This is a genomic window from Streptomyces sp. NPDC007808 (assembly GCF_042868655.1).
GTDB lineage: Bacteria > Actinomycetota > Actinomycetes > Streptomycetales > Streptomycetaceae > Streptomyces.
Genome location: NZ_JBIAEQ010000001.1, coordinates 897148 through 919217, shown reverse-complemented (window position 1 = coordinate 919217; position 22070 = coordinate 897148). Strand labels below are relative to the sequence as shown.

21 protein-coding genes are annotated in these 22070 nt (G+C 71.3%); 15 read left to right on the top strand and 6 right to left on the bottom strand.

The genetic code is table 11. From position 1 onward, the window contains the following. Window positions 1-76 precede the first annotated feature (76 nt). The 4 genes from ACFYNL_RS04080 to ACFYNL_RS04065 all read left to right on the top strand — a co-directional run bounded on the left by ACFYNL_RS04080 (window position 77) and on the right by ACFYNL_RS04065 (window position 5259). Entirely contained in the window at window positions 77-1036 is a 960-nt protein-coding gene (locus tag ACFYNL_RS04080) for a threonine/serine dehydratase (protein ID WP_388796031.1), read from the top strand. A gap of 156 nt (window positions 1037-1192) precedes the next feature. Beyond that, entirely contained in the window at window positions 1193-2821 is a 1629-nt protein-coding gene (locus ACFYNL_RS04075; RefSeq protein WP_388796028.1) for a serine/threonine protein kinase, read from the top strand. 298 nt (window positions 2822-3119) lie between these two features. After that, window positions 3120-4097 (top strand): LLM class F420-dependent oxidoreductase, encoded by a 978-nt coding sequence (locus ACFYNL_RS04070; RefSeq protein WP_388796025.1) that lies wholly within the window; start codon window positions 3120-3122, stop codon window positions 4095-4097. 118 nt (window positions 4098-4215) lie between these two features. Beyond that, complete coding sequence (locus tag ACFYNL_RS04065) at window positions 4216-5259, top strand: hypothetical protein (protein ID WP_388796022.1); 1044 nt, start codon at window positions 4216-4218, stop codon at window positions 5257-5259. A 37-nt stretch (window positions 5260-5296) separates the two neighbouring features. Here the strand turns inward: ACFYNL_RS04065 and ACFYNL_RS04060 are convergent, their stop codons facing one another. Both ACFYNL_RS04060 and ACFYNL_RS04055 read right to left on the bottom strand, forming a co-directional pair. Continuing rightward, entirely contained in the window at window positions 5297-5791 is a 495-nt protein-coding gene (locus ACFYNL_RS04060) for a DUF6328 family protein (RefSeq protein WP_388796020.1), read from the bottom strand. A gap of 98 nt (window positions 5792-5889) precedes the next feature. Then, complete coding sequence (locus ACFYNL_RS04055; protein ID WP_388796017.1) at window positions 5890-6873, bottom strand: aldo/keto reductase; 984 nt, start codon at window positions 6871-6873, stop codon at window positions 5890-5892. A 137-nt stretch (window positions 6874-7010) separates the two neighbouring features. On the opposite strand from ACFYNL_RS04055, the gene ACFYNL_RS04050 reads away from it, so the two are divergent. After that, the gene (locus tag ACFYNL_RS04050; protein WP_388796014.1) at window positions 7011-8702 is read left to right on the top strand and encodes a cholesterol oxidase substrate-binding domain-containing protein; all 1692 of its coding nucleotides are present in this window, start codon (window positions 7011-7013) and stop codon (window positions 8700-8702) included. Between the two features lie 6 nt (window positions 8703-8708). Here ACFYNL_RS04050 and ACFYNL_RS04045 read toward each other — a convergent pair whose 3' ends face one another. Next, entirely contained in the window at window positions 8709-9932 is a 1224-nt protein-coding gene (locus tag ACFYNL_RS04045; RefSeq protein WP_388796012.1) for an FAD-dependent monooxygenase, read from the bottom strand. 340 nt (window positions 9933-10272) lie between these two features. On the opposite strand from ACFYNL_RS04045, the gene ACFYNL_RS04040 reads away from it, so the two are divergent. Together ACFYNL_RS04040 and ACFYNL_RS04035 are read left to right on the top strand one after the other, a co-directional pair. Next, a complete protein-coding gene (locus tag ACFYNL_RS04040; RefSeq protein ID WP_388796009.1) occupies window positions 10273-10662 on the top strand; it encodes a tyrosinase cofactor in 390 nt (129 codons plus the stop codon). Window positions 10663-10710: 48 nt separating this feature from the next. Then, window positions 10711-11535 (top strand): tyrosinase family protein, encoded by an 825-nt coding sequence (locus ACFYNL_RS04035; RefSeq protein ID WP_388796005.1) that lies wholly within the window; start codon window positions 10711-10713, stop codon window positions 11533-11535. A gap of 30 nt (window positions 11536-11565) precedes the next feature. Here the strand turns inward: ACFYNL_RS04035 and ACFYNL_RS04030 are convergent, their stop codons facing one another. Beyond that, the gene (locus tag ACFYNL_RS04030) at window positions 11566-12258 is read right to left on the bottom strand and encodes a ribonuclease H (protein ID WP_388796002.1); all 693 of its coding nucleotides are present in this window, start codon (window positions 12256-12258) and stop codon (window positions 11566-11568) included. A 30-nt stretch (window positions 12259-12288) separates the two neighbouring features. Next, window positions 12289-13089, bottom strand: coding sequence for a VOC family protein (locus ACFYNL_RS04025; RefSeq protein WP_388795999.1), 801 nt, complete (start codon window positions 13087-13089; stop codon window positions 12289-12291). 150 nt (window positions 13090-13239) lie between these two features. Between ACFYNL_RS04025 and ACFYNL_RS04020 the strand changes: the two genes are divergently transcribed. The 5 genes from ACFYNL_RS04020 (at window position 13240) to ACFYNL_RS04000 (ending at window position 18899) form a co-directional block, all read left to right on the top strand. Further along, window positions 13240-14247: a zinc-binding alcohol dehydrogenase family protein gene (locus ACFYNL_RS04020; RefSeq protein WP_388797305.1), complete on the top strand. Its 1008-nt coding sequence runs from the start codon at window positions 13240-13242 to the stop codon at window positions 14245-14247. A 188-nt stretch (window positions 14248-14435) separates the two neighbouring features. After that, on the top strand, window positions 14436-15878 hold the full coding sequence (locus ACFYNL_RS04015; protein WP_388795996.1) for a family 2B encapsulin nanocompartment shell protein: 1443 nt from the start codon (window positions 14436-14438) through the stop codon (window positions 15876-15878). 16 nt (window positions 15879-15894) lie between these two features. Beyond that, window positions 15895-16941 (top strand): family 2 encapsulin nanocompartment cargo protein terpene cyclase, encoded by a 1047-nt coding sequence (locus ACFYNL_RS04010; RefSeq protein WP_388795993.1) that lies wholly within the window; start codon window positions 15895-15897, stop codon window positions 16939-16941. Window positions 16942-16991: 50 nt separating this feature from the next. Continuing rightward, window positions 16992-17870, top strand: a complete 879-nt coding sequence (locus ACFYNL_RS04005) for a geranyl diphosphate 2-C-methyltransferase (RefSeq protein WP_388795990.1) — start codon at window positions 16992-16994, stop codon at window positions 17868-17870. Between the two features lie 120 nt (window positions 17871-17990). Further along, entirely contained in the window at window positions 17991-18899 is a 909-nt protein-coding gene (locus tag ACFYNL_RS04000; protein ID WP_388795988.1) for an SGNH/GDSL hydrolase family protein, read from the top strand. Window positions 18900-18924: 25 nt separating this feature from the next. On the opposite strand, the gene ACFYNL_RS03995 is transcribed toward ACFYNL_RS04000, so the two are convergent. Beyond that, a complete protein-coding gene (locus ACFYNL_RS03995; RefSeq protein WP_388795985.1) occupies window positions 18925-19407 on the bottom strand; it encodes a VOC family protein in 483 nt (160 codons plus the stop codon). A 122-nt stretch (window positions 19408-19529) separates the two neighbouring features. Here ACFYNL_RS03995 and ACFYNL_RS03990 point away from each other — a divergent pair, with 122 nt between their 5' ends. The 3 genes from ACFYNL_RS03990 (at window position 19530) to ACFYNL_RS03980 (ending at window position 22069) form a co-directional block, all read left to right on the top strand. Then, window positions 19530-20738 (top strand): epoxide hydrolase family protein, encoded by a 1209-nt coding sequence (locus ACFYNL_RS03990; RefSeq protein ID WP_388795982.1) that lies wholly within the window; start codon window positions 19530-19532, stop codon window positions 20736-20738. Between the two features lie 87 nt (window positions 20739-20825). Further along, complete coding sequence (locus ACFYNL_RS03985) at window positions 20826-21467, top strand: ATP-dependent Clp protease proteolytic subunit (RefSeq protein ID WP_388795979.1); 642 nt, start codon at window positions 20826-20828, stop codon at window positions 21465-21467. Then, window positions 21467-22069, top strand: coding sequence for a ClpP family protease (locus tag ACFYNL_RS03980; protein ID WP_388795976.1), 603 nt, complete (start codon window positions 21467-21469; stop codon window positions 22067-22069). The genes ACFYNL_RS03985 and ACFYNL_RS03980 overlap by 1 nt, the downstream gene beginning before the upstream one ends. The last annotated feature ends 1 nt before the right edge of the window (window position 22070 follow it).

Genomic DNA, 22070 nt, shown 5'->3' with positions numbered 1-22070 from the left:
GTTGACCGGCGCCCGCTTCCCGCGTCAGGGTGCGAAACGGCGCGGATCACCGCCCCGCGCCGGAGAGGTGACTGCCTTGATCGGGATCTCGGACGTCGAAGCCGCGGCCGGACTCATCGCCGGCCATGTCGTGCACACCCCGACCGTCTCCAGCCCGGGGCTGTCGGCCCTGCTCGGCGTTCCGGTGACGGCGAAGCTCGAACTCCTCCAGCGCACCGGCTCGTTCAAGGCCCGTGGGGCGACGGCGAGGCTGCTGTCGCTGACCGACGCCCAGCGCGCCGCCGGGGTCGTGGCGGTCAGCGGCGGCAACCACGGGATCGCGCTGGCGATGACCGCCGCCGCCCTGGATGTGAAGGCCACCGTGGTGATGCCGCGTTCGGCACCGGCCCGCGCGGTGGAGATCGCCCGGGACGCGGGGGCGTCGGTGCGGCTGACGGACGACATGGACGGGGCGTTCTCGCTCGTCACCAGGCTGCGGGACGAGGGCCTTTCACTCGTCCACCCCTTCGACGACCCGGTGGTGATCGCCGGCCAGGGCACGGTCGGGCTGGAGCTGGCGGACGACGCCGGTGATCTCACCGACGTGCTCGTCAGCGTCGGAGGCGGCGGACTGATCGCGGGTGTCGCGGTGGCGCTACGGGCCCGCCGTCCTCACGTGCGGATCTGGGGAGTGGAGACCGAGGGCGCCGAGGCCATGTCCCGGGCGCTGGCGGCGGGCGGGCCGGTGCCGGTGCCCCTGTCGTCGATCGTGTCGACCCTGAGCGCACCGTCCGTGTCGCAACTGACCTACGACCATGTCCGCGCCTTGGTCGACGACGTGCTCGTGGTCCCGGACCGGGAAGCGGTGCGGGGTGTGCTCGACCTCGCCGAGCACGCCAAGGTGTGGACCGAGCCCGCCGCGGGCTGTCTGCTGCCCGCGGCGCGGCGGGTACGGGAGCGGGTCGGGGACGGTGCCCGGCTCGGGTTCGTCGTCTGCGGGGGCAACGCGACGACGGTCGATGTGCTGCGCTGGGCGAAGGATTTCGGTCTGCACTGAAGTGTTCCGACTCAATTCCCTAAACCTTCGGTCAGCTTACTTACTCGTCAGAAACAAAGGAAAAGAAACGGCCTTTCGTTGCGGATTCCGTTGAACGCTTCCCGTCGCGTCTCTCGTACTTCCTGTGAGAAATGAGAGCCAGGGGTTCAGCGAGGGATGGCCATGGTCAAGGCGCGCGTCTCCACAGTCGGGTCGATCGCCGGAAGGTACCGACTCGTCGATGTCGTCCATCGTGAGACGAATCGCGACAGCTATTGCGGCGAGGACATGGAGACCGGACGTCCGTGCCTTCTCTCCCAGATCGGCCTGCCCGACGACATGGGCCCGGACGACAGGCGCCGGGCGACCTCGCGGATCCTTCGGACGTCAGAGCGGATGGGGTTGCTGCGTCCGGGCCGGGTCGCCACCGTCCTGGACGCCGTCGAGGAGTCCGGGAGCCTGTGGATCGTCACCGAGTGGCTCGACGGCACGCCCCTCGGGGAACTCCTCGCGCGGCAGGGCCCGTTGAACCATGTCCGGGCGGCGCGCATCGGCCTCGAACTGCTCGACGTGCTGGAGGCGGCGCACGTCGCGGGCATCACCCACGGCGAGCTGAGTCCGGGCCAGGTGTTCGTCGGCGACGAGGGCTCCGTCGTGGTCACCGGCTTCGGGCTGGCCGGCGCGACCCTCGCCCCGCGGGTCGCGGCGCCGTCGTACGCCTCCCCCGAGCAGGCCCGCGACGAGCGCATCGGACCGGCGTCCGATCTGTGGGCGCTCGGCGCGATCCTCTACACGATGGTCGAAGGCCGCCCGCCGTACCGCGAACGGGACCGGCCCGAGGCCACGCTGAAGGGCGTGGACCGGCTGCCGTTGCGCGCCCCGGTGCGTGCCGGGCCGCTCACCCAGGTCGTACAGGGGCTGCTGCGCAAGGACTCCAGGGAGCGGCTGAGCAGACCGGTGGTGCGCGACGCTTTCGTCCGCGTCCTCGACGAGGACCCCGGGGCGTCCCTGCAGGCCGCACCGCGCCCCCGGGTGCGCGGCCGGTACGCGGTGGGGCCGGGATGGAGCAGGCGGGCCGTGGTCGTCGGCACCGCGCTGGCCGTCGTGACCGTCGCGGCCGCGGTCCTCATGGTCACCGACCAGCGGCCGGACGACACCGATCCCTCCGCGGCGGCTCCGACACCGGCGCCCTCGACCTCCGCCGAGGCTCCGACACCCGCTCCGTCGACCACGGCCGGGACACCGACCGACACGCCCCCGGCTCCCACCCCCAGTTCGTCACCCACCCGGGAGGCGACGGAGCCGGGGACGCCCACCGCCACTCCCTCGCGCACGGCCCTGCCCGCCGGTTTCCGGACGTACACCTCACCGGAGGGCTTCTCCGTCGCCCTGCCCGAAGGCTGGGAGGCGCAGCTCACCAAGCGGGCCTCGAACCTGGCGTACCGAGTGATCTTCGGCGCCGACGACGATCCACGCAGCCTGGCCGTCACCTACAGCGAACGCGTGGGCCCGGACCCCGTCGCCGTGTGGCGGGACGACGTCCAGCCGGGTCTGCAGGAGCGGGCCGGGTTCCGGCGGATCGGCGACATCGAGGCGACCACGTACCAGGGCTTCAAGGCCGCCGACATGCAATGGGTGGCCGAGAGCGACGGCACCCGCATCCGTACCCTCGGCCGCGGCTTCGTCGTCGCCGAGCACCGCGGCTACTCGCTGCGCTGGACGACACCGGAAGCCAACTGGGACGACCCCGGCAATCGCGAGGCCCTGGACGTCATCCTGCGCACCTTCCGGGTGCCCGAGGGGTGATCAGGCGGGACCGCGCGGGGTGCGCACATCGCCCGCGGGGGCAGGCCGCGCATCGCGTCGAAGGCGTCCAGGAAGGCGAGGACGCCGCGGGCGTCGGCCCCTGGGGCCGACGGGGTGCTGGAGGGCAGGGGCGGGAGGGCATGCGGGCATCCTGCCGCCGCCGTCGCCCGTGGATCCCCCCGTCCGCCGCCCTTCAGGCCCCCACTCGCCCGCCGCGCAGCCCCCTCTCGCCCACGCACGGCCCCTCCTGCCCCCTCCGTCCCGTTTTCGGTCAGCCGTGTCCGGGGACTCGGTGCGCATGGTGCAGATCGGATACACGATGATGACCGAGCAGGCCGGCCCTCGTGAGCTGGTGGACCATGTGGTCCGCGCCGAGGAGGCGGGCTTCGACTTCTCCGTGACCTCGGACCACTACTTTCCGTGGCTGCGCTCGCAGGGTCACTCCCCGTACGCCTGGAGTGTGCTGGGCGCGGCCGCCCAGGCCACCTCGCGGATCCCGCTGATGACCTACGTGACGTGCCCGACCGTGCGTTACCACCCGGCGGTGGTGGCGCAGAAGGCGGCCACCATGCAGCTGCTGTCCGAGGGCCGGTTCCGGCTGGGGCTGGGCTCGGGCGAGAACCTCAACGAGCATGTCGTGGGCGGCGGCTGGCCGTCCGTGGACGTGCGGCACGAGATGCTCGAAGAGGCGGTGGAGATCATCCGGGCGCTCTTCGAGGGCGGCCATGTGAACCACCGGGGTACGCACTTCGACGTTGAATCGGCCCGGCTGTGGGACCTGCCGGACCAGCCGCCGCCCATCGGCATCGCGGTCTCCGGGGAGCGGTCCTGCGCGCTCGCGGGCAGGCTGGGTGACCTTGTGATCGCCACGGAGCCCAAGGCCGGCCTGCTGGAGGCGTTCGACCGGCACGGCGGCCGGGGCAAGCCGCGCGTGGGTCAGCTGCCCGTGTGCTACGACCCCGACCGGGACACCGCGATCAAGCGGGCGCACTCGCAGTTCCGCTGGTTCGGCAGCGGATGGAAGGTGAACTCGGAACTGCCCCACCCCGACTCATTCGAGGCGGCGACGCAGTTCGTCACCCAGGACGACGTCGCCGACGCGATCCCGTGCGGCGACGACCCGGACGCCTTCGTGGAGGCGGTCCGCCCGTACGCCGAGGCGGGCTTCACCGAGATCGCGCTGGTGCAGATCGGGGGCGAGAGCCAGCCGGCCTACCTCGACTGGGCGGAGAAGACACTGCTGCCCGCGCTGCGGGACGCTCTCGGCCGACCCTAGGCGCAGCGCGCGCGGGCGGTTTCGGAGTGGGACGAGCGTCCCTCGCGGGTGCCATAAGCTGCCGGATGCACTTGTCGTTGCCTTCCGGGCAACCCGTCCCCGTACAGGAGAGTCATCCGTGACCCTGGCGTTCGTCCCGCCCGAGACGTCCCCCGCACCCCAGGCCCCGCCGTCCGATCTCATCGCGCGCGACGCCCGCGAGTTCGGTGTCTACGCGCGGACCGGAGGGTGGGCCTTCGGCCTGATGGTGGCGCGCAGTGTGCGGCCCGGCGGTCAGAGCGCGGGCGAGACGCCGAAGGTGTCCGCGAAGGAGTTCGCGGAACTCGCCGGGTGCTCCCCCGAACGCGTCATGCGCTACTACAAGGCCTGGGACCGGGCCGCCGACGACGGTCTCGTGCCGCACTTCGAGGCCCTCGCGCCGGGCCAGGAGGTGGAGCTTCCGGACGCCGACGTGTGGCTCGGCTACTACGTCTCCCGCACCAGCGCGACGTCCGAGCGCGGCACCGCCATCGCCGAGGCCGCGGAGGCCGAGGGCATCCGCCCGACCAAGGCCTTGGAGGTCGCCGAGAACCCCACGGCGCTGCGCGCCGCGATCCTCGCCGACCCCTCGACGGCCCGCGCGGCCCGCCAGGCGCTCCTCGACCGGGTTCGTGAGGACCCGGACCTGCAGACCGAGTTGGCGCGGGACGTGGTCCGCACCGAGGAGCTGAAGAAGGCCGTGGCCGGGGAGAACCGGTCGGCCGACCGGATCGACTACGTCCGCCAGATCGCGGAGTCCGGCCTGATCAAGACGCCGGCCGGGCAGACCGTCGACGCGCCGGGCGACCTGCGGCAGGAGGCCGAGCGGCACCTGTCCCTCATCGACGAGCTGGCGGACGACGAGGACGCCGGCGAATGGGCCACCGAGGCCTACGGCACCATGAAGTCCCTGGTCGCCGAGGCGGTGGAGGCCGACCCCGAGCTGCGGGTGCAGGAGCGGCGGACGAAGTTCTACAGCAGCCTGCAGCGGGCGACGAAGGTCTTCGAGGAGCTCACCTTCGACGACGTGCAGGAGTTCGTCGAGGACGACATGGTGTCCCAGCTGGAGGAGCTCCAGCAGGCCATCTCCGCGTGTATCACCGCGCTGCGCGGGGCCCAGCAGGGCTCGGCGCGGCCCGAGTAGCCGCGACCGGGCCGACGCACCGTGGGCACGCCGCCGCTCATTCCGTGTAGCGGCGGCGTGCCCACAGTGGCAGCACGAACCAGCAGACGACGTACCAGACGACCACGCCCGTGACCAGCCAGGGCACATAGCCGTCGTGCGTGGCGACCCGCAGGATCAGCAGCAGCGAGGACGCCATCGTCACGAGCAGCAGGATCAGGCCGATGAGGGTGAACCGGGAGGCCCACTCCACCGCCTTGGGCTTGATGAGCCGCCCGGAGACCAGCCGATGCAGGGAGACGGGGCCTATCAGGGCACCGGTGGCGGCGGCGCCCAGCACGACCGTCACGATGTAGATCGTCTGGTCCGTGGAGTCCAGGTCGTCGTACTTCGGGGTGAAGACGACGGTGAGCAGGAAGCCGAAGAGGATCTGCACCCCCATCTGGGCCACGCGGACCTCTTGGAGGAGCTCGACCCACATGCGGTCGGCTCTCTCCTCCTCGGTCTCGTTGCGCCCTCTGCGCCTGGTAGCTCCGTCCTGCTGTGCCGTCACCGTGTCCTCCTGCCTTCGAGCGACCTGAGCCCTCGATGCGGCGAGTACCCGCTGAGCGACGATTCTGTCCCGTCGGCCGCGGGTCTACCCGCCGGTGACTACCAGCGGCCTTCCACCTGGTCCTTGATCCGCCGGTCGTACAGGGCCCGGATCGCGTCGAGCGTCTCGTCCGACAGGTCCGGCAGCGCGGCGGCGGCCGCGTTGGCGCGGGCCTGCTCGGCCGAGCGGGCGCCGGGGATCACGGTGGTCACACCAGGCTGCTGGATGATCCAGCGCAGGGCCAGCTGGGCCGGGGTGAACCCCTCGGGCGCGAGGTCGGCGAACTCGGCGGCGGCCTCCACGCCCGACGCGTAGTCGACGCCGGAGAAGGTCTCGCCCTGGTCGAAGGCCTCGCCGTGCCGGTTGTAGGTCCGGTGGTCGTCGGCGGCGAAGACGGTGTCCTTGGTGTACTTGCCCGACAGCAGACCGGAGGCGAGCGGAACGCGGGCGATGATGCCGACACCGGCCTCCCGGGCGGCGGGCAGCACCTCGCGCAGGGGCTTCATGCGGAACGGGTTGAGGATGATCTGCACGCTCGTGACGCCCGGGCGGGCGATCGCGGTCAGCGCCTCCTCGCAGGTCTCCACGCTGACGCCGTAGCGGGCGATGCGCTCCTCCGCGACCAGGGTGTCCAGGGCGTCGAACACCTCGTCGGTCGAGTAGACCGGCGTCGGCGGGCAGTGCAGCTGGACCAGGTCGAGGCGGTCCACGCCGAGGTTGCGGCGGGAACGGTCGTTCCAGGCCCGGAAGTTGTCGAGGACGTAGTTCTCCGGGATCTGGTCGACGCGGCGGCCCATCTTGGTCGCGACGAAGACGTCCAGCTCGGGCCTGGCACGCAGGAACGTGGCGATGGTCTGCTCGCTGCGGCCGTCGCCGTAGACGTCGGCGGTGTCGAAGAAGGTCACCCCCGACTCGACCGCCGCCTCCAGCACCGCCAGGGCGTCCTTCTCGTCGACGTCTCCCCAGTCGGCGCCCAGCTGCCACGTCCCCAGTCCGACGACGGATGCCCGCTGACCCGACCTACCGATTACACGCTCGTCCATGGCGTCAGTGTGTCATTCGTCGTCCCCGTATGCGGAGCTGACCCCTCCGCCCGGTCACATGTGAAGCCCTCACTCACACTGGTGAATGGTTTCGACAGACGGGCCGTGTGTGTCGAGTCGGTCCCTAGCTTGGCCGTGTGACCGACATCTTCAGCCGCAGGCGCTTCCTCCTCCACACCGCCGCCCTGACCGCCGTACCGGTCCTCCTGCCGGCCGACCCGGCCGTCGCCGCACAGGAGTTACCGGACTTCCCCGCCGATGTGGCCCTGTACCGCTCGGCGTACCGGAACTGGGTCGGTGAGATCACCGCCGACGGACTGTGGGCGTGCGCACCGGCCGGTCCGGACCATGTGGTCGCCGTCGTCAACTGGGCCTGGCGGCACGGCTGGAGGGTCCGTGCCCGCGGCGCCTCGCACGGCTGGTCACCGCTGACCGTCACGCCGGGCACGTCGTCGGACGCACCGGTCCTGCTCGTCGACACCGCCGCCCACCTGACCGGCCTGGCCCTTGAGTCGGCCACCTCGGTACGGGCCGGCGCCGGTGTCACCCTGGAGGCCCTGCTCGGCTACCTGGAGGAGCACGGGCTCGGCGTCACCGCGGCACCCGCGCCCGGCAACCTCACCCTCGGCGGCGCCCTCGCCGTCGACGCCCACGGCACCGCGGTGCCGGCGCGCGGCGAACAGCGGCTGCCCGGGCACACGTACGGCTCCCTGAGCAATCTCGTGCTGTCGCTGACCGCCGTGGTCTGGGACGAGACGAGCGGCGCGTACGTGCTGCGGACGTACGACCGGGACACGGCGGACTGCGCCGCCCTGCTCACCCATCTCGGCCGGTCGCTGGTCACCGAGGTCGTGCTGCGCGCGGGAGCCGACACCAACCTGCGGTGCGTCAGCCGTACGGACATCCCGGCCGGCGAACTCTTCGCCGCGCCCGGCACCGACGGCCGCACGCTCGCGAGCTTCCTGGACCGGGCGGGCCGGGTCGAGGCGATCTGGTTCGCCTTCACCGAGTTCCCGTGGCTGAAGGTGTGGAGCGTCTCCCCCACCCGGCCGCTGACCTCGCGCCATGTGCGGACGCCGTACAACTACCCGTTCTCCGACAACGTCCCGACCCCGGTGGCGGACCTGGTCGGGCGCATGGTGTCGGACGGCGCCTGGTACCTGGCACCGGTGCTGGGCAACGCGCAGTACGACGTGGCGGCGCTCGGGCTCGTGGCGACGCGGTCGGCGGACATCTGGGGGCCGTCCAAGAACACGCTGCTGTATCTGCGTCCGACGACGCTGCGCATCGCGACGAACGGGTACGCGGTGCTGACCGGCCGGGACCAGGTGCAGCGCGTGCTGGCCGAGTTCACGGCCTTCTACCGGGAGCGGTTGGCGGCGTACGCGGCTCGGGGCCGGTTCCCGGTCAACGGCTCGGTGGAGATCCGGGTGACCGGTCTGGACGATCCGGCGGACGTCGGTGCGACCGGTGCGCGGACCCCGCTGCTGTCGGCGCTCGGCCCGCGCGCGGACCGTCCCGACTGGAACACGGCCGTCTGGCTGAACGTCCTGACGCTGCCCGGGACCCCGCATGCGCAGGAGTTCCTGCGCGAGCTGGAGCAGTTCGTGCTGCGCACCTTCGACGGCGGGTACGCCCTGTCCCGGGTGGAGTGGTCGAAGGGCTGGGCCTACACCGACGAGGCCGCCTGGAGCGACGACGACGTGCTGGACTCGGCCGTTCCCGGTTCCATCGGGCAGAGCGCGTGGGGGCAGGCGTCCGCGGTGCTGGACCGGCTCGACCCGCACGGGGTGTTCGGCAACACCTTCCTCGACCGGTTGTTCCGGTGAGTGCGGTCATCCGCTGCCGGCGAGGGTCCTCGCGTGGACGGCACGCGCGACCTTCGGCCCGAGCCGGCGCTTGAGGCGGCGCAGCGCCGCCGACCGCCCCGCCGCCCTGTCGATCCGGTAGTACAGCCGGGGCGGCACATGGGGCAGCAGGGGTGAGTGGCGCTGGCCGAGCAGGGCGAACATCTGCTCGGGGGGCAGGCCGATGTAGCGGGGGAGGTTCTCGTACCACTGGGCGCTCAGGCGGGCCGCGCTCTGTACGGGCAACAGCGCGTGCTTGCGTCGTTGTTCGTACGCGGTGAGGGCCTGCGGGAGCGCGGAGTGCTCGTGCAGTACGGCGGTGAGGGCGATGGCGTCCTGGAGGGCGAGGGTCGTGCCGGCGCCGATGGAGTAGTGGGTGGTGTGGGCGGCGTCGCCGAGCAGGACGAGGTTGCCGCGGTGCCAGGTGCGATTGGTGAGGGTGCGGAAGCTCAGCCAGCGGTCCCTGCCGTCGGCGCTCGCGGGGCCGGTGAGGGGGTGGCCGTCCAGGACATGGGCGAAGAGCTCGGCCAGCTGGGCCCGGCCGTGGGTCGCGGGCGCGGTGTCGAGGCCGAGGCCGGCCCAGGTTCCCGGGGCGCATTCGACGACGACGGTTCCGGCCTCGGGACCGCAGCCGTAGCCGTAGCACCAGATCCAGCCGTGGCCGGTCTCGACGAAGGCGAAGGTGAAAGCGTCGAAGACCTTGCTCGTGCCGAGCCAGACGTAGCGGTTGCGGCCCTGCGTGTACCGCGTGCCGAAGTGGTCGGCGTGGCGGGTGCGCAGGGCGCTGTGCAGACCGTCGGCCGCCACCACGAGGTCGGCGTCGGGCAGGTTCTCCGGTGTGATCGCTTGCTCGTGGACGAGCCGTACCCCGAGCGAGCGGGCGCGGGTGGCGAGGATCTCCAGCAGCCGGTGGCGGCCGATGCCGTGCCCCTCGTCGCCGGGCCGACGGGTCGTCAGGTGCCGTACGTGGGCGACGCCCTGGCGCCAGCGGACCGAGCCGGCGGCGATGGCGCGGGCCGATTCGGGGTCGTGGGCGCCGAGTTCGTCGAGCAGTCCGCGCCAGTAGGTGACGCCCCAGCCGTAGGTGGAGCCCGCCGGGTCGCGCTCGTGGACGGTGACCTCGTGGGACGGGTCCCGCAGCTTCAGCAGGATCGAGAGATACAGGCCGGCGGGTCCGCCGCCGACGCAGGCGACCTTCACGCATACCCCCATCAATTACATGAAACGGTCATATCGTTTCCGCAGCGTAGCAGGACGGGCGCCCCTCCTCGTGACGCTCCGGATCGCGTCAGCTTCTGCGAGTGAGGTGGACCACCGGCGCGGCACCGGCGCGCGAAGTACCACCCCGAATGCCACCCGCAGGGGGAGGAATTTCCCCTTCCGGGTAACCCGGGGCCCACCTCAAGCAAGATCATCTTGGTTCAATCCTGCATGACATGTGGGCACTTGTCCTGATCGCGCCCAACCACTCCCGGCCGATTTCTCCGGCTCTCGGCCTGACCGGTAGGCATGCGGAGTCGTGATCCGCAACAACCCCACCCAGGAGGTCCGCATGCCGGTACTCAGCCGTCGTCGTGCACTCACCGCCGCAGCCGCCCTCGCCACCGGAGCCGGTGTCCATGCGATCGCCGCCCCCACCGCGTCGACGGCGGCCACCCCGGCCGAGGCAGGGCACGACCACCACTCCCCCGCCTCCTTCGACGAGGTCTACAAGGGCCGTCGCATACAGGGCCGGCCGGCCTCGGGCGGCGGTCACCAGCATCACGGCGCCGGTTACGCCGTGTTCGTCGACGGGGTGGAGCTGCATCTGATGCGCAACGCCGACGGCAGCTGGATCAGCGTCGTCAGCCACTACGAGCCGGTCCCCACCCCGCGCGCCGCCGCCCGCGCCGCCGTCGACGAGCTCCAGGGAGCCAAGCTCCTCCCCTTCCCCGCCAACTGACCTGCCCGGCCCACCCGCACACACGAGCACTCTGGAGCACCACCGACCATGACCGTCCGCAAGAACCAGGCCCTGCTGACCGCCGACGAGAAGCGGCGCTTCGTCGCCGCCGTGCTGGAACTGAAGCGCAACGGCCGCTACGACGAGTTCGTCACGACCCACAACGCCTTCATCCTCGGCGACACCGACAACGGCGAGCGCACCGGGCACCGTTCACCGTCCTTCCTCCCCTGGCACCGCAGATTCCTGCTGGAGTTCGAGCGCGCGTTGCAGCAGGTGGACGCCTCGGTCGCCCTGCCCTACTGGGACTGGACCGCCGACCGCTCCATACGGTCCTCGCTCTGGGCGCCCGACTTCCTCGGCGGCACCGGACGCAGCCTGGACGGGCGGGTGATGGACGGGCCGTTCGCCGCGACCTCCGGCAACTGGCCCGTCAACGTGCGAGTCGACGGCCGCACGTTCCTGCGCCGTTCGCTCGGCACCGCCGTGCGGGAGCTGCCGACGCGGGCGGAGGTGGAGTCGGTGCTCGCGATGCCCACGTACGACATGCCGCCCTGGAACAGCGCCTCGGACGGCTTCCGCAACCATCTCGAAGGCTGGCGCGGGGTCAATCTGCACAACCGGGTCCATGTCTGGGTCGGCGGTCAGATGGCGACCGGCATGTCGCCCAACGACCCGGTGTTCTGGATGCACCACGCCTTCATCGACAAGCTGTGGGCGGACTGGCAGAAACGCCACCCGGGCTCCGGTTACGTGCCGACGGCCGGGACCCCGAACGTGGTCGACCTCAACGACACGATGAAGCCCTGGAACGACATGACCCCCGCCGACCTGCTGGACCACACGGCGCACTACACCTTCGACGCGGCCTGAAACCGCGTCGCCGTATGTCCCGGCCTCCGCTCATGCCTGCGCGGTGCGGCACTCCGGGTGGCCCCAGCCCTGCGCGTTCTTCGCGATGGACTCACCGGCGGCGTAGCCCCGGCCGCAGAGGCAGCGGCCGGGGAACTTGGCCTTGATGGTGCGCGAGGAGGTGCCGTTCTTCCGTGCGGGCGCGGACTTGCGGCGCGGGGCCTTGGCCGACGGGGTGTCCGGGGAGGGCGGCGGCTCCGGCGAGCCGAGGCCGCTGCCCGCGGGCTCCTGCAGGGTGGCCGCCTGGCTGGCGGCGCGGTCGGCGAAGTCGTTCAGCGGGTCGCCGTCGACCTGGTGGGCGGGTACGTAGCGGAACTCGACTGTGCGTCCGGTGAGCAGTTCGTCGATGCGCACGACCAGGTCCTGGTTGGCGACCGGCTTGCCGGCCGCCGTCTTCCAGCCGTTGCGCTTCCAGCCGGGCAGCCAGGTGGTGACGGCCTTCATGGCGTACTGGGAGTCCATCCGGATCTCCAGCGGGACGCCGGGGTCGGTCGACGCGAGCAGACGCTCCAGCGCGGTGAGTTCCGCGACGTTGTTGGTGGCCCGGCCGAGCGGGCCGGCCTCCCAGCGGTCCGCGGTCTCCCGCTCGTCGGCGACGACCCAGGCCCAGCCGGCCGGCCCGGGGTTGCCCTTCGAAGCCCCGTCGCACGCGGCCACCACACGTTCACGCATGGGATCGATCATGCCATGACCGGATGACGGCGCCGAACCGCTTCAGGAGACCTCGGTGGTCTGCGGCATCTCCCCGGCCGTCGTCGTGACGTCGATCACCGAGAAGTTCGCGCCCTGGGGATCGGTGAGCGCCGCGAACCGCCCGAAGGGGCTGTCCATCGGGCCGAAGCGCAGCTGGGCACCGAGCTTGGTGGCCGCGGCGACCGCGTCGTCACAGTTGGCCACGGTGAAGTACACGTTGATGTAGGAGGGGATCTCGGGCGGGAACTCCTCCGTCATCTTCATCCGGCCCAGGACGGTCCGGTCACCGAGGTCGAACAGCCTGAAGTCGACCGCGTCGTCCTGCATCTGCTTCATCGAGTACGGGAAGAGGGCGGTCATAAAGGAGTCGGCCTTCTCCGGCTCCCGCGTGAAGACCTCGGCCCAGCAGTACGCTCCGGGCTGCTCCATCGGCGCCTCGAAGCCCTCGTGGGTCCCCGCCTGCCACACGCCGAAGACGGCGCCGCTGGGCTCACGGCCCAGGCACATGGTGCCGAACTCACCGACCTGCATCGGCTCCATCAGCACCTCGCCGCCGTGCTGCCGGATCTTCTCGGCGGTGGCGGCGGCGTCGGACGCGGCGAAGTACAGGCACCACGCGGACTGCCCCTCCTGGCCGGGCATGGGCGGGACGACGGCGGCGACCGCCTTGCCGTCCACGTAGGCCTGGGTGTAGTTGCCGTACTCCGACGACGACTCGCCGAAGGTCCAGCCCAGGACGTCGCCGTAGAAGCTCTTCGCCCCCTCGAGGTCGCTGAACATCGCATCGGCCCAACAGGGCGTTCCCTCTGGTTGTACGGCCATGGCTGCGGACCTTTCCGAATCGGCGATTGTCCGGTTCCTCACGGTAGTCACGCCCTCGTCGGACCGCGCGCCGAACGCGCCCCCGCGTCACAGACTGGGAGGACACGGCGGCTCTGCGACGGATGGGGGTGCGACATGGCGGGCGGGACGATGCGTGCGTGGGCGGTGGTCGAGCCGGGTCCGGTGGCTGAGGGCGGCCTGCGGTTCGTCGAGAGGCCGGTCCCCGCCCCGGGCGAGGACGAGCTGCTCGTACGGGTCCGCGCGTGCGGGGTGTGCCGCACCGACCTGCATGTCGCCGAGGGGGACCTGCCGGTGCGCCGGCCCGCGGTCACGCCCGGGCACGAGGCGGTCGGGGTGGTGGCCGGGGCGGGGGCGGCGGTGCGCGGCTTCGAGGACGGGGAGCGGGTCGGGGTGGCCTGGCTGCGGCGCACCGACGGCACCTGCGCCTACTGCGCGCGCGGGTCGGAGAACCTGTGCCCGGCCTCGCGGTACACCGGCTGGGACGCCGACGGCGGTTACGCGCAGTACACGACGGTGCCGGCCGCGTACGCCTACCGGCTGCCCGAGGGCATCGACGACGTGTCGTGCGCTCCGCTGCTGTGCGCCGGGATCATCGGCTTTCGCGCGTTGCGGCGATCGGCGCTCCCGGCGGGCGGGCGGCTCGGACTGTACGGCTTCGGGGGCAGCGCCCATCTGTGCGCGCAGCTGGCGCTGGCGGAGGGCGCCACCGTGCACGTACTGACGCGGGGTGCGCACGCTCGCAGGCTGGCGCTCGACCTCGGTGCCGCCTCGGCCGGCGACGCGTACGAGTCGCCGCCGGAGCCGCTGGACAGCGCGATCCTGTTCGCGCCGGTCGGCGACCTCGTCCCGGTGGCGCTGCGGGCCCTGGACCGGGGCGGCACACTGGCGATCGCGGGCATCCACCTCAGCGACGTCCCGGTGCTGCGCTACGAGAGCGAGCTCTTCTACGAGAAGCAGCTGCGCAGCGTCACCGCCAACACGCGCGAGGACGGCCGTGGGTTCCTGGCGCTGGCCGCCGAGCACGCCGTACGCGCCACGACCCACACCTATCCGCTGTCGCGGGCCGACGCGGCGTTGCGGGACCTGAAGGCGGGCCGGTTCGACGGGGCCGCGGTGCTGGTGAACGACCTGTCCTGAGTGCGTCACTCCAGCGTGCGGGGGCACGCAAGGGGAGCAGTGGCACTCACGGTGCACCCACTGCCTCGTACGGCAGGTTTGGCACCTTCGGAGTCCGAAGCCGCCCCCTTCACGCCCTGACCCGGGAGCCCCAGTGGCTGTTTGGCTGGTGCACGCGCTTGGCCAGCCCGCTCATCCCTGGAGGGAATGTGTCCACACCGGACAGCGCCACCGGTCCCGCCATCGACGAACCCGATCCCGAACCCCGGTCCGACGCTCAGCTCACCAGTCTCAGCACCCAGGCCGCCCGGCAGCTGGCCACCACCACCAAGTCCGAACCGCAGATGCAGGCCATCAGCTCGCGCTGGCTGCTGCGGATGCTCCCCTGGGTGGACGTGAAGGGTGGCACCTACCGGGTCAACCGCCGGCTTCAGCTCCGGGTGGGCCGGGGCCGGGTGCAGTTCGACCAGAACGGGGCGGACGACATCAAGGTCATCCCCGAGACCCTCACCGAGCTTCCGGTCCTGCGCGGCTACACCGACACCGACGTCCTCAGGGAGGTCGCCGGCCGCTTCCGGGTCCGGGAGATCCGCGCCGGCCAGATCCTGGTCGAGGCCGGGCAGCCGGTCACCGAGGCCTACCTCGTCGCGCACGGCCGCTTCACCCGCTTCACCGAGGGCAAGTACGGCGAGGAGGAGATCCTCGGCGTCGTCACCGACGGCGACCAGATCGGCGACGAGGCCATCGGCCGGGACGACCCGCTGTGGCTGAGCTCGGTCCGTGCGGAGACCGCCGGCGTGCTGCTGGTGCTCCCCTGGAGCGTGGTCCGGGAACTCACGGACCGGGTGCCGTCGCTCGCCGCGCACCTTCAGGCGTACGCCGCGCGCCAGCGCCTGCCCATGAACCGCAAGGGCGAGGCCGACGTCCCGGTGCAGGCGGGCCATGTCGGCGAGCCGACCATCAACGGCGGCTTCGTGGACTACGAACTCGCCCCGCGCGAGTACGAGTTGTCGCTGACGCAGACCGTACTGCGCGTCCACACCCGGGTCGCCGACCTCTACAACAACCCGATGGACCAGACCGAGCAGCAGCTGAGGCTGACGATCGAGGAGATCCGCGAGCGCCAGGAGTGGGAGCTGGTCAACAACCGGGAGTTCGGGCTGCTGCACAACGCCGACTACGGGCAGCGCATCAGCACCTTCACCGGGCCGCCGACTCCGGACGACATGGACGAGCTGCTGTCGATGCGGCGCAAGACCAAGCTGTTCATCGCCCATCCCAAGGCGATCGCGGCCTTCTTCCGGCAGTGCAACCGTCGCGGCCTGGTCCCCGGCACGGCGACCGTGGAGGGGCACGAGATCCCCGCCTGGCGCGGCGTCCCGATCTTCCCGTGCAACAAGATCCCGATCAGCCCGCAGCACACCAGCAGCATCATCGCGCTGCGCACCGGGGAGGGCGACCAGGGCGCGATCGGGCTGTACCAGACCGGGATCCCGGAGGAGTACCAGCCCGGTCTGAACGTGCGGTTCATGGGCATCGACGGCAACTCGATCATCCGCTACCTCGTGACGGCCTACTACTCGCTGGCGATCCTCGTGCCCGACGCCGTCGGGATCCTGGAGAACGCCCAGATCGGCCGGACGGCCGAGTGACCGCGTGGAGCACGCCATGAGCACGTCGACCGGCTTCCGCATGCCGGGCCCCCCGAACCTGGCGGGCACCCTGCGCACCCGGCGCGGCGGGGCCGTCCCGGGGCTGCGCCACCGGCAGGTCGCCCCCGCCGACCCCGTGAAGGCCGCGGAGGTCGACCGCAGGCTGGAGGCCTGGGCCAGGCGGCTGGACCTGTTCCCCGAGGCGTGGAAGGGGGACTTCTCCGGGTTCCAGTTCGGCCGGGCCGTGGTGCTCCAGCACCCGGAGGCGGTCGACCTGGACCGGCTGACCGTGGCCGGTGAGCTGCTGCTCGCCGAGAACGTCGTCGACTCCTGCTACTGCGAGGAGGACGAGGGCCGGGGCGCAGCTCGCCAGGGCCTCGGGGGCCGGCTGATCATGGCCCAGTCGGCGATCGATCCGTACCACGGGATTCCGGAGTTGGAGGAGGAGTGGCGCGAGGGAGTGCGGGCCGACGGTCCGCTGCGGTCGTACCACTTCGCCCTCACGGACTACGCCGTCTTCGCCACGCCCAGCCAGACCGACCGTTTCGTGCACGACATCGCCCGGCTGCATCTGGGCTATCTGGCCGAGGCCGCCTGGGCGGAGACCCGCCATGTGCCGCGCGTCTGGGAGTACCTGGTGATGCGGCAGTTCAACAACTTCCGTCCCTGTCTGTCGATCGTGGACGCCGTGGACGGCTACGAACTGCCCGAGGCCGTCTACGCCCGGCCGGAGATCCAGCGGATCACGGCGCTGGCCTGCAACGCGACCACCATCGTCAACGACCTGTACTCCTTCACCAAGGAGCTGACGAGCGACCCGACCCACCTCAACCTGCCGCAGGTCATCGCGGCCAACGAGCGGTGCGGACTGAAGGCCGCCTATCTGAAGGCCGTGGAGATCCACAACCGGATCATGGAGGCCTTCGAGGAGGAGTCCGCGCTGCTGTCCGCCGGCTCGCCCCTGGTCGAGCGCTACACCCGGAGCCTGTCCGACTGGGTGGCCGGCAACCACGAGTGGCACGCCACCAACAGCCACCGCTACCACCTGCCCAACTACTGGTAAAGCGCCATCGCATGACTGAGCGTCACCGAAACCAGCACGAGGAGTCACCGTTGACCATCGCCCCCGAAGCCGGCACCACCACCGCCCCGGTGCCGTCCCAGTCCTCGTACCAGACCCGCGTCGCGGACTACTGGAACTCCGAGGAGAACCCGGTCAACCTCGAACTCGGAAAGATCGACGACCTGTACCACCACCACTACGGCATCGGCGACGCCGACCGCTCCGTGCTCGGTGAACCCGACCCCGCGCGCCGCCGGGAACGCGTCACCGCCGAACTGCACCGACTGGAGCACGCGCAGGCCGAACTGCTCGCCGACCGGCTCGGACCGCTCACGCCGAACGACCGGGTGTTCGACGCCGGGTGCGGACGCGGGGGCGGCAGCGTCGTGGCGCATCTGCGCTACGGCTGCGAGGCCGACGGGGTCACCATCTCGGCCAAGCAGGCCGAGTTCGCCAACGAACAGGCCCGCAAGCGCGGCATCGACGACCGCGTGCGCTACCACTGCCGCAACATGCTCGACACCGGCCTGCCGACCGGGGCGTTCGCGGCCTCGTGGAACAACGAGTCCACCATGTACGTGGAACTCGACCTGCTGTTCGCCGAGCACGCGCGGCTGCTGCGCCGCGGCGGCCGCTACGTCACCATCACCGGCTGCTACAACGACACCTACGGACGCGCCTCCCGCGAGGTGTCCCTGATCAACGCCCACTACATCTGCGACATCCATCCGCGCTCGGCGTACTTCCGGGCCATGGCCCGCAACCGGCTCGTGCCGGTCCATGTCCAGGACCTGACCGAGGCGGCCATCCCCTACTGGGAGTTGCGTCGCGAGGCGGACCACCTGGTGACGGGCATCGAGGACACCTTCCTCGACGCGTACCGCAACGGCAGCTTCCAGTACCTGCTGATCGCGGCGGACCGCGTCTGAGCCGGCCTCGGGTACGGCGTCGGCCGCGGAGCGCTCCGTGGCCGACGCGGGTCTTCCCCCCGCGGTCCGGCTGTGCTTGCCTGGGGAACCGTTTTCGGGGCCCGGGGCGGGAGTTGCCGTATGCGCAAGCCGTGGTGCGTGGGAATGGTGCTGGCCGCCGTGCTGCTCGGCGCCTGCGGGGATCCGGCGTCCGGGCCGCAGGCCGCGCCGCCGCCGGAGGCACCTCGTGCGTCGGCCACGACGCAGCAGCGGGCGCCCGCCTCACCGAGCGCCGCGGGCAGGGCCCCGAGCGCCCCCGGGGCGGCGCCGACCGTGCTGTACCTGGGCGACTCGCTCGCGATGGAGGCACAGCAGGTCGTGGGCCGGGAACTGCGCCGCGCGGTGCGCGCGGAGTACACCAGTGCCCCGTACTCGGGGACCACGCTGTGCGACTACCTGGAAGGCACGGGTGAGCGGTCACTCGTGCCGACGGCGGACAAGGCGGCCGCGCTGGTGCGCCGGCTGCGGCCGGACTTCGTGGTGCTGCAGTTCTGGGGGAACGCGTGGGGCTACACGCCGTGCATGGACGGCATCACCCATGACGCCTCACCGCGACGGTACTTCGACCGGTACGCGGCCGACATGAGGCGGCTCGCCGACCAGATCGCGGCGGCGGGGGACGCCCGGATCGTCTGGGTGCTGCAGGGCCCGGACCCCCTCACTCCCGACCGGGTCCGGCGCGTCAACGCCCTGTACGACGAGCACGCCGCCGAAGCGGGCGACCTGGTCGCCGACGCGGGCAAGGCCGTGAGTGCGGCCGGGGCCCGCTACTCCTGGGTCCAGTACCTGCCGTGCACGGCGTACGAACGCGAGCACGCCGGGTACTGCACCCAGCCGGGCCGCGACCGCACGGCCCTGCACCGCGACGACGACTACCTGCACTTCTGTCTGGCGCCCACGACGTCGAAGCCGAAGCCCTGCCCGGTCCGCTCCCCCGGGATCCTGCGGATCGCCCAGGAGATCACCCGGGTGGTCCGCCAGAACCCGTAGCGGCGGGGGCCGTCGCAGGAGCGGATCACTCGCCCGCGTACGCCTTCTCCAGGGCGGCGATGTCGAACTTGCTCATCGCCATGAACGCCTGGGTCACGCGGGCCGCCTTCGCCGGATCCGGGTCGGTGATCATCTCGTCGAGCCGGTCCGGCACGACCTGCCACGACACACCGAACCGGTCCTTGAGCCAGCCGCAGGGGCCGGGCTCGCCGCCGTTCTCGGTGAGCTTGGTCCAGTAGTGGTCGATCTCCTCCTGGTTCTCGCAGAAAATCATGAAGGAGACCGCCTCGGTGAACTTGAACTGAGGGCCGCCGTTGAGTCCGAGGAACCGGTGGCCGTTGGCCGTGAACTCGACGGTCATGACACTGCCCGCGGGCTGAAGCGCTCCCTCGGGATAGCGCGCGACCTTGCCGACGCTGGAGTTCTTGAAGACCGAGACGTAAAAATGGGCCGCCTCCTCGGCCTGTCCGTCGAACCAGAGACACGTGGTGAATCCGTCGCTTGCCATGAGGGCCTCCTGGAGCGTGGGTGCGCTGTCATCTGTGTCGACCGACGCGCGCGGCGAAACTCATCGCTGAGCCGCCGACCGATTCAGGTGGCCGCTACACCCACTCGGCCTACCCTCTCGTCATGACGTCATCGCCCTCGGACAGCATCCGCCCGTTCCGCATCGACATCCCGCAGCGCGACCTGGACGATCTCCACGACCGCCTCGACCGCACCCGCTGGCCCGACGAGATCCCGGGTACGGGATGGGCGTACGGCGTGCCCACCGACTATCTGCGCGACCTCGTACGGCATTGGCGGCACACCTACGACTGGCGCGCGGCCGAGGCCCGGCTCAACGAGTGGCCGCAGTTCACCACCACGATCGACGGGGCGAACGTCCACTTCGCCCATGTCCGCTCCCCCGAACCGGACGCCACCCCGCTGATCATCACGCACGGCTGGCCGGGTTCGATCGTGGAGTTCCTCGACGTGGTGGGGCCGCTGACCGACCCGGCCGCGCACGGCGGCGACCCGGCGGACGCCTTCCATGTCGTGGTGCCGAGCATTCCGGGGTTCGGGCTGTCCGGGCCGACCACGGAACCCGGCTGGGAGGCGGGCCGGGTCGCCGACGCGTGGGCCGAGCTGATGCGCCGGCTCGGCTACGCGCGGTTCGGCGCGCAGGGCGGCGACTGGGGCGCGGCGATCTCCCGTGAGCTCGGCCGGGCCCACCCGGACCGGGTGATCGGCGTGCATCTGAACCTGCTGCCGGGCGCCCAGGCGACGGCCCAACCGACACCCGAGGAGCTTGCGGCACTGGGTCCCGAGGAGCGGGAGCGGGCGCTCACCTCCTGGCGGCGCTGGGCGGCGTGGTCGCGCGACGGCATCGGCTACTACCACGTGCAGGCCACCCGGCCGCAGACCCTGGCCTACGCGCTCACGGACTCGCCGGTCGGACAACTCGCCTGGATCGTCGAGAAGTTCCGCGAGTGGACGGACTCGAAGGACCTTCCCGAGAAGGCCATCGACCGCGACCGGATGCTGACCGATGTGATGCTCTACTGGCTCACCGGGACCGCCGGTTCCTCCGCCCGCATCTACTACGAGCGGGCGCACACCGAAGGCCGGGTCGCCAGGCCCGCCGAGCCGTCCTGCGTGCCGACCGCGCTCGCCCTCTTCCCGGCCGAACCGCAGATTCCGCTGCGGCACAAGGCGGAGCGGACCGAGAACCTCGTGCGGTGGACGGAGTTCGACCGCGGCGGGCACTTCGCGGCGATGGAGGAACCGGACCTGCTCGTGGGTGATGTACGTGCGTTCTTCCGGGAGTTGGGCCCGGGCTCTGCCGTCAGCTGATCTGCCGCGGGCAGAGAAAGCGGCCTTCGGCGGCGTCCTGCGTCGACAGTGGAGTCGACGGCATCCCCACCACCACGAGGAGATCCGATGACTCCACTTTCCGCGTTCGCGCCCCGGGCCGAGGAGGGCGACGCGCCGCCCACGCGGTTCGACGACCATCTCGCCGCCCAACTGCTCGGTCAGCGCATCGTCCTCCTCGGCACGGAGGTCACCGAGGCCTCCGCCAACCGGGTCTGCGCCCAGCTGCTGCTGCTGTCGGCGGAGGACCCGCGCACCGACATCAGCCTGTACATCAACAGCCCGGGCGGGTCCGTGCACGCGGGCCTGGCCATCTACGACACGATGCGGCTGATCCCGAACGACGTCGCTACGCTCGCCATGGGCTTCGCCGCCAGCATGGGCCAGTTCCTGCTGAGCGTCGGCACGCGGGGCAAGCGGTTCGCGCTGCCGAACGCGCGGATCATGATGCACCAGCCGTCGGCGGGCATCGGCGGCACCACCGCGGACATCGAGATCCAGGCGGAGAACCTGGAGTTCACGAAGCGGACGATCGAGCGGATCACGGCGGAGCACACCGGCCAGACCCCGGAGACCATCTCCCGGGACGGCGACCGGGACCGCTGGTTCACGGCCGAGGAGGCCAAGGAGTACGGCATGGTGGACCGGATCGTGGAGTCCCTCACGGACGTCCGCCCGGCCACGTCGCGACGCAGGATGGGGCTGCAGTGATGGGGACGTACACGATTCCGAACGTGGTCGAGCGCACGTCGGGGGGCGAGCGGTCGTACGACGTGTTCAGCCGGCTGCTCAACGAGCGGATCATCTTCCTCGGCACCGAGATCGACGACGGCGTCGCCAACGTCGTCATCGCGCAACTGCTTCATCTGGAGTCGTCGGCCCCTCAGAGCGAGATCTCGATCTACATCAACTCGCCGGGCGGCTCGTTCACTTCACTGATGGCGATCTACGACACGATGTCCTACGTGAAGGCGCCGATCTCGACGTGCTGCGTCGGACAGGCGGCGTCCACGGCGGCCGTGCTGCTGGCCGGCGGGGACCCGGGGCGGCGGTTCGTGCTGGAGCACGCGCGCGTACTGCTCGGCCAGCCCGCCTCCGGTGGCAGCCGGGGCATGATCTCCGACCTCGCCCTGCAGGCCCAGGAGATGGTCCGGATCCGCTCTCAGGTCGAGGAGGTGCTGGCCCGGCACACGCACCATGACGTCGCGACGCTGCGTGCGGACATGGACCGCGACAAGGTGTTCACCGCCGAGGAGGCCGTGGCGTACGGCCTCGCGGACGAGGTGCTGAGCCGGCGCCTCATGGAGGTCTGAG

Bases quoted from the DNA above. Each gene is read 5' to 3' on its own strand.
- ACFYNL_RS03990 (WP_388795982.1), top strand. From the start codon at position 19,530: ATGACGTCATCGCCCTCGGACAGCATCCGCCCGTTCCGCATCGACATC.
- ACFYNL_RS04075 (WP_388796028.1), top strand. From the start codon at position 1,193: ATGGCCATGGTCAAGGCGCGCGTCTCCACAGTCGGGTCGATCGCCGGA.
- ACFYNL_RS04040 (WP_388796009.1), top strand. From the start codon at position 10,273: ATGCCGGTACTCAGCCGTCGTCGTGCACTCACCGCCGCAGCCGCCCTC.
- ACFYNL_RS04030 (WP_388796002.1), bottom strand. From the start codon at position 12,258: ATGATCGATCCCATGCGTGAACGTGTGGTGGCCGCGTGCGACGGGGCT.
- ACFYNL_RS04045 (WP_388796012.1), bottom strand. From the start codon at position 9,932: ATGGGGGTATGCGTGAAGGTCGCCTGCGTCGGCGGCGGACCCGCCGGC.
- ACFYNL_RS04000 (WP_388795988.1), top strand. From the start codon at position 17,991: ATGCGCAAGCCGTGGTGCGTGGGAATGGTGCTGGCCGCCGTGCTGCTC.
- ACFYNL_RS03995 (WP_388795985.1), bottom strand. From the start codon at position 19,407: ATGGCAAGCGACGGATTCACCACGTGTCTCTGGTTCGACGGACAGGCC.
- ACFYNL_RS04055 (WP_388796017.1), bottom strand. From the start codon at position 6,873: ATGGACGAGCGTGTAATCGGTAGGTCGGGTCAGCGGGCATCCGTCGTC.
- ACFYNL_RS03985 (WP_388795979.1), top strand. From the start codon at position 20,826: ATGACTCCACTTTCCGCGTTCGCGCCCCGGGCCGAGGAGGGCGACGCG.
- ACFYNL_RS04010 (WP_388795993.1), top strand. From the start codon at position 15,895: ATGAGCACGTCGACCGGCTTCCGCATGCCGGGCCCCCCGAACCTGGCG.
- ACFYNL_RS04035 (WP_388796005.1), top strand. From the start codon at position 10,711: ATGACCGTCCGCAAGAACCAGGCCCTGCTGACCGCCGACGAGAAGCGG.
- ACFYNL_RS03980 (WP_388795976.1), top strand. From the start codon at position 21,467: ATGGGGACGTACACGATTCCGAACGTGGTCGAGCGCACGTCGGGGGGC.
- ACFYNL_RS04070 (WP_388796025.1), top strand. From the start codon at position 3,120: ATGGTGCAGATCGGATACACGATGATGACCGAGCAGGCCGGCCCTCGT.
- ACFYNL_RS04020 (WP_388797305.1), top strand. From the start codon at position 13,240: ATGCGTGCGTGGGCGGTGGTCGAGCCGGGTCCGGTGGCTGAGGGCGGC.
- ACFYNL_RS04025 (WP_388795999.1), bottom strand. From the start codon at position 13,089: ATGGCCGTACAACCAGAGGGAACGCCCTGTTGGGCCGATGCGATGTTC.